The sequence below is a fragment of the Microbacterium sp. zg.Y909 genome (assembly GCF_024626565.1).
Window position 1 is genome coordinate 1 of record NZ_JANJFJ010000142.1, and the last position, 10,507, is coordinate 10,507.

Here is a 10,507-nt window from a genome sequence, read left to right on the forward strand (position 1 = left end):
ACCACCGGCACGTACAGCAGCACCGGGCCGACCTCGCGGGCGACGGCGTGCACCTGGCCCTGGGCCATGCCGAGCAGCATCTCCACGTCGACGTCGGCCTGCACGCCGCGCTCGCCCGCGAGGAGCCACGCGTACGCGATGTCGAAGAGGTTGTGCCCGGCGACGCCGAGGCGCACCGCGGCGGTGCGCTCGGGGCGCAGCGCCCAGTCGAGGCAGCGCAGGTAGTTGGCGTCGGTGTCGAGCTTGCTGTCGTAGGTGGCCAGCGGCCAGTCGTGCATCGTGGCATCCACCCGCTCCATCGCGAGGTTCGCGCCCTTGACCAGCCGCACCTTGATGCGGGCGCCGCCCCCGGCCACCCGCTCACGCGCCCACGCCGAGAGCTCCTGCAGAGCCGGCAGGGCGTCGGGGAGGTAGGCCTGCAGCACGATGCCGGCCTCGAGCCCCTGCAGCCGGGGGTCCTCGAGCAGGCGGGTGAACACCGCGATGGTGAGGTCGAGGTCGCGGTACTCCTCCATGTCGAGGTTGATGAAGGTGCCGTCCTCGGCCGCTGACAGGTAGAGGGGCAGCAGGCGCTCGATCACGGATTCGACGGTCTCCTCGAAGGCCCACATCGTGATGCGCGGGGTGATCGCCGACACCTTCACCGAGACGTAGTCGACGTCGTCGCGGCGGATGAGGTCATGGATGCCGTCACGTCGGCGTGCCGCCTCACCCTCGCCGAGCACGGCTTCGCCGAGCAGGTTGAGGTTCAGCCGCGCGCCGCTCTCACGGATGCGGGCGATCGCCTTGCCGAGCTTGTCGGGTCGGGCGTCGGCGACGAGGTGCCCCACCATCTCCCGCAGCACCCGGCGGGCGATCGGCACGACGGGTGTCGGCAGCACCGGCGCGACCGCGCCGCCCACGCGCACCGCTCCGCGCAGGTACCACGGCAGGAACCCGGGCACGAGGGGCGCGATACGACCGAGCTGGGATGCCGCGGCCGACAGGCTCTCCGGCCGCATCACGCCGTCGACGAAGCCGATCGTGAACGGCAGCCCCTGCGGGTCCTTCAGCACGCCGGCGAGGCGGGCGGCGGCAGGGTCGACGTCGACCGCGGCGGCTTCGCGCACCCAGCGTCGGGCCAGCTCTACCGCGTTCTCGGCCAGGGGATGGGTGTCCGAGCGCTGCCCGTCCTCGTAGGTCTGCGACATGCGCCCAGCCTAGGTCGGCACCGGGACCCCGGGGTGGAAGTGCGAACCCACGTTCTCCCGCGTCGTCCGCTGCGCCGGCTGGGAAGAGTCGCTCGCCCGGGTTCTAGCGTCAGCTCCAGACGCTCGGCGCCGGACTCTTCCTCGACGGCAGCGCGGATGCCGCGGCCCACTCGGTGACCCACGGCTGCAACGGGGCGAGGTTGTCGGGACGGTGCAGCGCCTCGAACAGCTCCTCCATCGGGACGAGCCCGCCGCCGCGCTTGAGGAAGCGGGCGCGCACCAGCATCTCGGCGTAGATCTCGCCGTCGACGACCGCGCGGTGCACCATGTAGACCGCCTTGTCGTCGTGGCCGTGCAGGCGCGACTCGATCGTGAAGCGCTGCCACAGCCCGAGCGACTTGCGGAAGGAGATGGTCTCGCTCGCGACCACGGCGTACCAGCCCTGTTTGTTCACCAGATCCCACACACCGGTGCGGATGAGCAGATCGAACCGCCCGAGGTCGAACAGCGACGCGTAGCGACCGTTGTTCATGTGGCCGAGCAGATCGATGTCGGTGGGCAGGGTGCGCAGCCGCACTCTGCCCACCGAGGTCGGCTCGATCGGTCCTTTACGCCGCAGCATCACCTTCGCGCGCAGGATCGTCAGGACAGTCCGCCACCATACGTTCACGAGCGGCGATGCTAGCGGGGTCCCGCCGCGATCGGACGAACCGCTTGTGGGATGCCGACAACCCGGTCACCTCCGCAGGACCGCGTCCTTCAGGCGCGTGGCGGAGCGGGTGACTCGTCGCCACCGGCCCGAGGCGTCGTTCCAGCCGGGCGCCCGCACCTGGGGCACGCCGTCGACCATGCGGATCAGCCAGCCGTGCCGGTCGAGGAACCGATGGTGGAACCAGCACAGCAGCACGCCGTTGTCGGTATGGGTGCGCCCGCCCCGGGCATGCGCCTCGACGTGGTGGATCTCGCACCAGGCAGCAGGCACGCCGCATCCGGGGATCAGGCAGCCGCCGTCCCGGGCGGCGAGCGCGCGGCGCTGATGGCGGTTGAACACGCGTTCCTCCGTGCCGATCGCGACGACCCTGCCCTTGCGGGTGAGGGTCACGCGCTGGATGACCCCGCTGCACCCCGCGTGCCTCGCGACCGCGGGCGACACCGGCTCCTCGCACCCGTCCACGTGCGCGTACCCGCGGTCGGCGGCGAGGTCCTCCGCGCGCACCGTCACGACCAGGGTCGGCGCCGCCCCTCCCACCGTGGGCAGGGCGCCGCTCGAGGCCGCTACGGTCAGCGCCGTCGCGAGCGCGTCATGCTGCCGCTGCGGCCGCGTGCGCTCGTCAAGCGGCGGAATGCTGTCGTCACTCCACACACCCTCGTCGCCCGAAGCTGTCGCGTGCCCGTCGAAGGCGACGCGGCCGCGCGGAGAGAGCAGGGAATCGAAGATGCGCTCCAGCTGCGCGGCGACCTCGGGCATGAGCATGCCGCGCACGGGCACCCCGAACGCGGTGGGCGAACCGAGCCGAAGCGACCGGCGGTGCATCGTGGCGCGCTCGCGCGGCTCCGCGCCGTCTTGGTCGAGGGCGACCGACCACACCTGCGCCTGCACGCGCAGCAGGTCGGGGCAGGCCGGTGGCCCACCGTCGGGTCCCTCACCCCGCGCCTCTGCGGCGAGCACGGCGTCGGCCGTGAGCACGGCCTCGCGCCCCACGCGGGAGCCCATCGCCTGCAGCGGCTCGGCGATCGCCAGCGCACCGTCGAGGCCGACGATGCCCTCGACCACCGCCGCGCGCAGCGCCGGCAGCAGGGGGTCGAGCGTCTCACCGGTCAGCAGCGACTCCCGCGGCCGCACCGCCGACGCTGCTCTGCGCAGGCGGGTCGCCGTCTGCGGCGCGACCAGCGCCGCACGCTGCACCAATTCGGAGACGTCGTGACAGCCGAGATGCGTCGTCAGGCGGTCGTCGCGGGGACCCTCGCTGCGGGCCTGCGCCTCACCCACGATCTCGATCAAGGCGGCATCCACCCACCGCCCGATGCCGCCGGCCGCAGCGAGAAGCTCCGCGATCTCGGCGTGGCTCGCGGATCCCAGCTCGCCGTCGCGGACCCCCTCTGCCACCACCGCCGCGGCGTGCTCGCGCAGCGTCTCGAGGCGGCTGAGGAAGGTGGTCATGCGCTCATTCTCGCGGGGGCCACCGACATTCGATCGGGCAGAACTGCCAGATCACGGGGGTTATCCGCCACCTGTGGAGAACCCACGAGATGGCCCCCTGTGCAGGGCTCGCCGCCCTTGGCCACACGATCCCGCCCGACCGCCGCACGAGAGGCTTTCACACACCGATCCGGTGGGATTTCGTCACCGGGCACCCCGCGCGTAGAGTCGCGGCATGGATGCCGAGACCCAGACCCACATCGTGGTGCGGCCGGTGCGCGACGTCGATGCAGAGGCCCTGGGCCGCGTGCACGCGCAGTGCTGGCACGAGACGTACGACCACCTGATCAGCAAAGCCGCGCTCGAGAACGTCTCGCCCCGTCGCCTGGCGGAGCTGTGGACCCACTGGGCGCAGCAGGGCGAGGACTTCCGCATGCACGCCGCCCTCGCTGACGGCGAGATCGTGGGCTTCGTCGGCTCGGGCCCGGCCCGTGACCGCGACGCGCCACGCAATCGCGAGCTCTACTTCATCTACCTGCTCGACGCCTGGCACGGCACCGGCACCGGGCAGCGCCTCTTCGACGCCGCGATCCACCCCGACGAGCCGGCTTATCTCTGGGTCGCCGAGGACAACCCGCGCGCCCACCGCTTCTACCTGCGCAACGGTTTCACCCTCGACGGCGCGAGCCACACCGAGCCGTTCCTCGGTGAGACGCTCACCGAGGTGCGCTTCGTCCGCTGACGCCGTGCTGCGGGTCTGGGCCCTCGAGGGCATCCCGGAGATCTCCGCCGGCGACGACCTCGTGACGCTGATCGCGGATGCCGCCGGCGGCACGCTCGCCGACGGCGACATCCTCGTGGTGACCTCCAAGATCGTCTCGAAGGCCGAAGGGCGCATGATCCGCGCCGATGACCGTGAAGACGCCATCACCGCCGAGACGGTGCGGGTGGTGGCCTCGCGCACGTCGGCATCCGGGCATCTCACCCGCATCGTCGAGAACCGCCTCGGCATCGTCTCTGCGGCCGCCGGCGTCGATGCCTCCAACACTCCGCAGGGCACCGTGCTGCTGCTGCCCGTCGACCCGGATGCCTCCGCCCGCACCCTCGCCGCAGGTCTGCGCGAACGTCTCGGGGTGCAGGTCGGCGTCATCGTGTCGGACACCCTGGGCCGCGCGTGGCGCGAGGGTCAGACCGACCACGCCATCGGCGCGGCGGGCGTTACGGTGATGGAGGACCTGCGAGGGCAGACGGATGCCGAGGGTCGCCCGCTCGTGGTGACCATGCCCTGCGTCGCGGATGAGCTGGCCGCCGCCGCTGACCTCGTCAAGGGCAAGGCCTCTCGCCTGCCCGTCGCAGTGGTGCGCGGCCGGGCCGACCTCGTCGGCGGGCTCGATCTGCCGGGGGCGCGATCGATCGTGCGTCCCGCCGAGCGCGACTTCTTCCACCTCGGCGCCGATGAGGCGTACGCGCAGGGGTACGCGGCGGGGCTCGCAGCACGCTGACCCGGCGGGCGCGGCAGCCCGGGCGCGAGGACCGGGACGCACCCGAAACGGACACCTCGCGTCGGCAAAGCTCCCCGAGCCCCTCCCCCGGAGGCCCGGGAACCCCTAGGCTGACGCGCCATGACCACCATCAGCGTCGTGATCCCCTCCCGTGATGATGCGCGTATGCTGCGGCACTGCCTCGAGGCGATCGCGGTGCAGACCCGCCCGCCGGACGAAGTCATCGTCGTCGACAACGGCTCCCACGACGACACCGCCGCAGTGGCCCGCGCCGCCGGGGCCCGGGTCGTGGACGAACCGCGCCCCGGGGTGCTGCGCGCAACGGCGGCCGGCTTCGACGCTGCCGAGGGGGACATCATCGGACGGCTGGATGCCGACTCGATTCCGGCTCCGGACTGGATTGCGCACCTGGAAGAGCGTTTCGACGCCGACCCGACCCTCACCGGCATCACGGGCACGGGGCGGTTCTACGGCGGCACCTGGCCACGGCGCTTCCTCGGGCGATATGCGTACCTCGGGGGGTATTTCTGGTCGATGCGCGTGGTGATGGGGCACGTGCCGGTGTTCGGGTCGAACTTCGCGCTGCGCCGCGAGGCGTGGGGAGAGATGCGCACGCACCTGCACATGGACGATCCGCGCATGCACGATGACCTCGAGATCAGCTTCGCGCTGCAGCCCGACATGGGGGTGGAGTTCGACCGCGACCTGCGGGTGGGTGTCTCCGCGCGCCCGTTCGACTCGATGGCCGGCTTTCGCCGGCGCGTGAACTGGGCCTTCCACGGCATCGCGGTGAACCTCTCCGAGGAGAGCATCGCGCAGCGGCAGTGGCAGTGCGCCGCGGGGCGACGGGAGCGGCATCGCCTTCAGCGCGAGGCGCGCCGCACGGCGCAGCGGGTCATGGACAGATCATCGCCAGCATCGCGTCCGTGACCTGGTGAGGCGCCGATTCGCACGGGCTGTGGCCGGTGTGGATGACCAGTATCGTCGCGCCCACCCGCGCCGCGAACGCTTCATGCGCTTCGACCGGCCAGACATCCCCGGTGCCGGTGATCATCAGCACCGGGATGCCGGTGGCCCGCAGCGCGTCCGCGACGTCGGGGGTGTTCTTCATGAGCCCGAAGATGTCCTCCACGCTCGAGCGGCGCGTGAGCGCGAAGCGCGCCTTGACGAAGTCCGCCCGATCCTGCGGTGCGTGGTGGACGTTGTTGCGCACCGCCCACATCATCAGCCGCGCGGCCACCCGCGCGGACACCGGGCCCGTCACCGGGCCCAGGATCTTGAACGAGCGCAGCGCCTGGCCCGCGACCGGCGGTGCCGACAGCAGCGTGACGCTCAGGAACAGCTGCGGGTAGCGAGTGGCGGCGACGGTGACGACGGTGCCGGCAAACGAATAGCCGAGCACATGCGCCGGCGTCGACCCGGCGTGCAGCACCGCCAGCAGATCGTCGACGAAGAGGTCGAGCGTGTAGTGCTCGCGCGGCGGGTCGAGGTTCTCGGGCCCGGCGGCGTGCGACTCGTATTGCCCGGCCATGTCGTAGGACTCCGCGCGGAAGCCCGCCGCCGCCAGCAGCGGCATCATCCGGACGAAGTCCTCCTTCGAGCCCGTGACCCCCGGGACGAGCACGACCCGCGTCCCGTCAGCCGGGCCCATCGACACGCGGGCCATGCCACCGCTCGGGGCGGCGACGGTGTCGCGCTCGGCGCCCGGCGGAAAGCGGCTCCAGTCGATCGGCTCCAGTGCCGCGTCCAGGGCCGCGGCGCGACCGATCACGCCCTGCGGTCGACCGTTGCGCTGCCTGAGACCCACGAGGGCATCCTAGGGGGGTGCCGTCGCTCAGCGATGCTGGAATCGCGGCGGGCGCTTCTCGGTGAAGGCGGCCATGCCCTCTTTCTGGTCCTCCAGCGCGAACAGCGACGTGAAGAGGCTCTTCTCGAGCCGCAGCCCCTCGGCCAGGCTCGTCTCCTGCGCCGCGCGCAGCGCCTGCTTCGCCGCGTACACGACCGGCAGCGACTTGCCGGCGATGCTCTCGGCGGTCGTCGCCGCCTCTTGCAGCAGGTCGGATGCCGGCACGACGCGCGACACCAGGCCGGCGCGCTCTGCCTCCGCGGCATCCATCATTCGCCCCGTCAGCACGAGTTCGGCCGCTTTGAACGGGCCGATCGCGCGAGTCAGTCGCTGGGTGCCCCCGATGCCGGGGATGACGCCGAGGTTGATCTCGGGCTGCCCGAATCGCGCAGTGTCGGCGGCCAGGATCACATCGCACATCATGGCCAGCTCGCAGCCACCGCCCAGCGCGAAGCCCGCGACGGCCGCGACGATGGGGGTGCGCAGCCGCGAGAACTCCTCGAGCCCCGCGAAGGGGTTGCGCATCGTCATCTCGTGCGATGTCTTGTCGGCCATCTGCTTGATGTCGGCGCCGGCGGCGAAGGCGCGCTCGGATCCGGTGAGCACGATGCAGCCGATCTCCTCGTCTGCATCGAACCCGGCTGCCGCTGCAGCCAGCTCGCCGGCGAGCTGGGAGTTGAGGGCGTTCAGCGCTTCGGGACGGTTGAGCGTGATCCAACCGACGCGGCCACGGGTCTCGACGATGAGAGTCTCATATGGGGTCATGGGTTCATCGTGCCATGCGGCCACGGCGCAGCAGCTCACGGCCCACGATGACGCGCATGATCTCGTTGGTGCCCTCCAGGATCTGGTGCACGCGCAGGTCGCGCACCACCTTTTCGAGGCCGAACTCGCGCAGGTAGCCGTAGCCGCCGTGCAGCTGCAGCGCGTCGTTGGCGACGCGGAACCCGGCGTCGGTGGCGAACCGCTTGGCCATGGCGCACTGCACCGCGGCGTCGTCCGCACGGGCGTCCAGCGCCCGGGCCGCGCCCTGCACCAGGGCTCGGGCGGCGTGCAGATCGGTCGCCATGTCGGCGAGGCTGAACACCACCGACTGCTTCTCGGCGAGGGCCTCGCCGAACGCGGTGCGCTCCTGCACGTAGCGCACCGCCCGGTCCAGCGCCCACTGCGCGCCGCCGATCGAGCACGCGGCGATCCCCAGCCGCCCGCCGTCGAGGGCGGCCATCGCGATGCGGAAGCCCTGCCCCTCCTCGCCGATGAGGGCGGATGCCGGGACGCGCACGCCGTCGAGCACCACCTGTCTGGTGGGCTGTGCGCGCCAGCCCATCTTGTGCTCGTTCGGGCCGAACGAAAGCCCCGGCGCGTCCCCCGGCACGAGGAAGGCCGAGATGCCGCGGGCGCCGGACGTAGCGTCCCCGGTGCGTGCCATGACGACGTAGACGGCGGACTCGCCGGCGCCCGAGATGAACTGCTTCACCCCGGTGAGCACATAGCCGTCGCCCTCGGCCACCGCCGTGGTCACGAGGGATGCGGCATCCGACCCCGCCCCCGGTTCGGTCAGGCAGTACGAGCTCACGTCTTCCAGCGACACCAGGCGCGGGAGCCAGTGGATGCGCTGCTCTTCGGTGCCGTAGACGTCGATGATGCCGGCGACCATGTTGTGGATCGAGATGTACGCCGCGATCGAAGGGTCGCCCTCGGCGAGCGCCTCGTAGATCGCGACCGCGTCGATGCGCGCGAGGCCCGCGCCGCCGACGTCCTCGCGCACGCAGATGCCGCCGAGACCCAGTTCACCGGCACGGCGCAGGGTGTCGCGGGGGAAGATCTCCCGCTCATCGCGGTCGAGCGCATGCGGCGCCAGTTCGGCGGCGGTGAACTCACGGACGGCGTCGAGGATCGCGGCCCTCTCGTCGTCGCTGAGTGCGGGCGGGTCGGTCATCGTCGACGTCATCGTCGTGTCCATCCTGTTCAGGCTTGTGGCCGAGGCGGTGTGAGCGGTGCGAACAGTTTAGGCACGGGTTTCCGGCCGGGATGAGGGGATCCGCCCGAATGAGGGCGTCTGGCGGCGGATCGCCCTCATTCCGGCCGATCTCCTCAGCCGAGCGTGCGCGCCGGGATCCGGGAACGGGCGCAGCCAGCCGGCCGCGCCTTCCCGGCCGGGCGCAGCGGCTCAGCCCGCGGCGGACTCGTCGCCCAGGTAGGCCAGCTGCGCGCGCACCGAGGCCTCTGCGGCGAACCGCACCGCCGGATCCACCCCGCCGTACACCGCGTCGGTCACGGCGGCGACGAGGTCGGCATCCGTGGCCGCAGACCGGCCGAGCGCGGTGAGCGCGTCGCGCACCTCCTGCAGTCGCCCGCGGCGGTGCTCCGTGTAGGCGTCGCACACAGCCACGAGGTCGGGGAGCATCGGCCCGTGGGCGGGAAGCGCGGGGATGCGTCCATACGCCCGCAGCCGCTCGAGGGTCGCCAGGTAGCTGCCGAGCGACCCGTCTGGCGCGGCGATGATCGTCGTGCCCCGCCCGAGGATCGTGTCGCCGGTGAGCATGCTGCCGGTGGCGGATGCCTCCGGGTCGCCGGCCGGCGCATCGTGCGGCAGGTGCAGCGAGACGGAGTCCGCCGTGTGCCCGGGAGTGCCGACGACCTCGATCACGGTGCCCGCCGCGTCGATCCGGTCGCCGTCCGTGAGCGGAGGTCCGCCGCTGCACAGCGCCGGGTCGAACGCCCGCACCGGCGCACCCGTGAGGGCGGCGAACCGCGGCGCCGACTCGGTGTGGTCGTGATGATGGTGGGTGAGAAGGATCAGCTCGACCGGCCCGAACTGCTGAAGTGCCTGCAGGTGACCGTCGTCATCGGGGCCCGGATCGACGACCACGACCGACGTCGCGCCGCGCGCCCCGATCACCAAGGAGTTCGTGCCGTCGAGCGTCATGGGGCCCGCGTTCGGCGCCAGCACGCGGGTGACCAGCCCGGTCCAGCGCTCGGCCGCGGCATCCATGTCGATCTACCGCCCGCTCACCGTGCCGAAGAGGCGCGCGATCGGGGCGACGACCATCGGTCGGGCGGCGATCCAGGCGATCGCGATGGCGACGATCGAGGCGATGAAGATCCAGAACCCCGTCCAGTTGTCCGCGTAGGCGGCCGGGTCGACCGACCCCTGAGCGGCGTACATGTGGTTGAGGTTGCGCAGCGCACCGGTGGCGAACACCAGACCGACGTGCACGATGATGAACGCGACGAAGAACAGCATCACGGGGAAGTGGAGCTTCCGCGCCCAGTCGATCGGGTACGCCTTGTTGAGGCCGGCGGCGTTCTTGGGCCACAGGCCGCTCATGCGATACCCCGTGATCGTCGCCAGGGGAGCTGCGATGAACACCGTCGTGAAGTACGCCAGCTGCTGGATCGAGTTGTAGTTGACCCAGCCGTTCTCGGTCGGCCAGTCCAGCGAGATGTACTGCAGCACCGCCGACAGGGCGTTGGGGAACACCTCCCAGCTGGTCGGGACGATGCGCATCCACTGCCCGGAGACGATCAGCAGCACCACGAAGATCAGGCCGTTGGCCAGCCACAGCACGTCCAGCGCCTGGTGGAACCAGATGTTGAGGCTGGTCTTGCCCTTCTTGTCGCGGCGCGGCGTCCAGAACACGGTGGGCCGCTTCTCGGTGCGCACCTGCAAGCCGGTGCGGATGATCAGCACCATGAGGAAGGCGTTGAAGAAGTGCTGCCACCCCAGCCACGCAGGGAACCCGATGGGGGCGCCCTCGGGCAGGTGGTACTCGCCGGGGTAGGTGGCGAGGAACTCCTGCATGAACTCCAGGCTCAGGAACCACCG

Annotated in this window: 11 protein-coding genes; 3 read left to right on the forward strand and 8 right to left on the reverse strand. The window is 71.4% G+C overall.

What is annotated here, in order from left to right:
- The 3 genes from NQ160_RS11660 to NQ160_RS11670 all read right to left on the reverse strand — a co-directional run.
- Positions 1 to 1,190, reverse strand: a 1,190-nt coding sequence (locus NQ160_RS11660) for a proline dehydrogenase family protein (protein WP_257515404.1), incomplete at its 3' end; no start/stop codon positions are given.
- A gap of 109 nt (positions 1,191 to 1,299) precedes the next feature.
- Complete coding sequence (locus tag NQ160_RS11665) at positions 1,300 to 1,860, reverse strand: thioesterase family protein (RefSeq protein ID WP_257515405.1); 561 nt, start codon at positions 1,858 to 1,860, stop codon at positions 1,300 to 1,302.
- A gap of 66 nt (positions 1,861 to 1,926) precedes the next feature.
- Entirely contained in the window at positions 1,927 to 3,351 is a 1,425-nt protein-coding gene (locus tag NQ160_RS11670; protein ID WP_257515406.1) for an HNH endonuclease signature motif containing protein, read from the reverse strand.
- 214 nt (positions 3,352 to 3,565) lie between these two features.
- On the opposite strand from NQ160_RS11670, the gene NQ160_RS11675 reads away from it, so the two are divergent.
- From NQ160_RS11675 to NQ160_RS11685, 3 genes are all read left to right on the forward strand, one after another.
- Positions 3,566 to 4,072 (forward strand): GNAT family N-acetyltransferase, encoded by a 507-nt coding sequence (locus NQ160_RS11675; RefSeq protein ID WP_257515407.1) that lies wholly within the window; start codon positions 3,566 to 3,568, stop codon positions 4,070 to 4,072.
- A 4-nt stretch (positions 4,073 to 4,076) separates the two neighbouring features.
- Entirely contained in the window at positions 4,077 to 4,832 is a 756-nt protein-coding gene (locus NQ160_RS11680; protein ID WP_257515408.1) for a coenzyme F420-0:L-glutamate ligase, read from the forward strand.
- A 120-nt stretch (positions 4,833 to 4,952) separates the two neighbouring features.
- A complete protein-coding gene (locus NQ160_RS11685; protein WP_257515409.1) occupies positions 4,953 to 5,762 on the forward strand; it encodes a glycosyltransferase family 2 protein in 810 nt (269 codons plus the stop codon).
- Here the strand turns inward: NQ160_RS11685 and NQ160_RS11690 are convergent.
- The 5 genes from NQ160_RS11690 to NQ160_RS11710 all read right to left on the reverse strand — a co-directional run.
- On the reverse strand, positions 5,728 to 6,639 hold the full coding sequence (locus NQ160_RS11690) for an alpha/beta fold hydrolase (protein ID WP_257515410.1): 912 nt from the start codon (positions 6,637 to 6,639) through the stop codon (positions 5,728 to 5,730). The two genes, NQ160_RS11685 and NQ160_RS11690, sit on opposite strands and share 35 nt — an antisense overlap.
- Positions 6,640 to 6,666: 27 nt before the next feature.
- Positions 6,667 to 7,443 (reverse strand): enoyl-CoA hydratase-related protein, encoded by a 777-nt coding sequence (locus tag NQ160_RS11695; RefSeq protein ID WP_257515411.1) that lies wholly within the window; start codon positions 7,441 to 7,443, stop codon positions 6,667 to 6,669.
- A 4-nt stretch (positions 7,444 to 7,447) separates the two neighbouring features.
- On the reverse strand, positions 7,448 to 8,641 hold the full coding sequence (locus tag NQ160_RS11700; RefSeq protein WP_257515412.1) for an acyl-CoA dehydrogenase family protein: 1,194 nt from the start codon (positions 8,639 to 8,641) through the stop codon (positions 7,448 to 7,450).
- Positions 8,642 to 8,848: 207 nt separating this feature from the next.
- Positions 8,849 to 9,673 carry an MBL fold metallo-hydrolase gene (locus tag NQ160_RS11705; protein ID WP_257515413.1) on the reverse strand — a complete coding sequence of 275 codons (825 nt, stop codon included), beginning with the start codon at positions 9,671 to 9,673 and terminating at the stop codon, positions 8,849 to 8,851.
- A 6-nt stretch (positions 9,674 to 9,679) separates the two neighbouring features.
- Positions 9,680 to 10,507: cytochrome b/b6 domain-containing protein (locus tag NQ160_RS11710; RefSeq protein WP_257515414.1), on the reverse strand; the 828-nt coding region annotated here is incomplete at its 5' end.

Excerpts from the sequence above, each read along its gene's own strand:
- NQ160_RS11695 (WP_257515411.1), bottom strand. The coding sequence starts at position 7,443 with ATGACCCCATATGAGACTCTCATCGTCGAGACCCGTGGCCGCGTCGGT.
- NQ160_RS11705 (WP_257515413.1), bottom strand. The coding sequence starts at position 9,673 with ATGGATGCCGCGGCCGAGCGCTGGACCGGGCTGGTCACCCGCGTGCTG.
- NQ160_RS11670 (WP_257515406.1), bottom strand. The coding sequence starts at position 3,351 with ATGACCACCTTCCTCAGCCGCCTCGAGACGCTGCGCGAGCACGCCGCG.
- NQ160_RS11685 (WP_257515409.1), top strand. The coding sequence starts at position 4,953 with ATGACCACCATCAGCGTCGTGATCCCCTCCCGTGATGATGCGCGTATG.
- NQ160_RS11675 (WP_257515407.1), top strand. The coding sequence starts at position 3,566 with ATGGATGCCGAGACCCAGACCCACATCGTGGTGCGGCCGGTGCGCGAC.
- NQ160_RS11700 (WP_257515412.1), bottom strand. The coding sequence starts at position 8,641 with ATGGACACGACGATGACGTCGACGATGACCGACCCGCCCGCACTCAGC.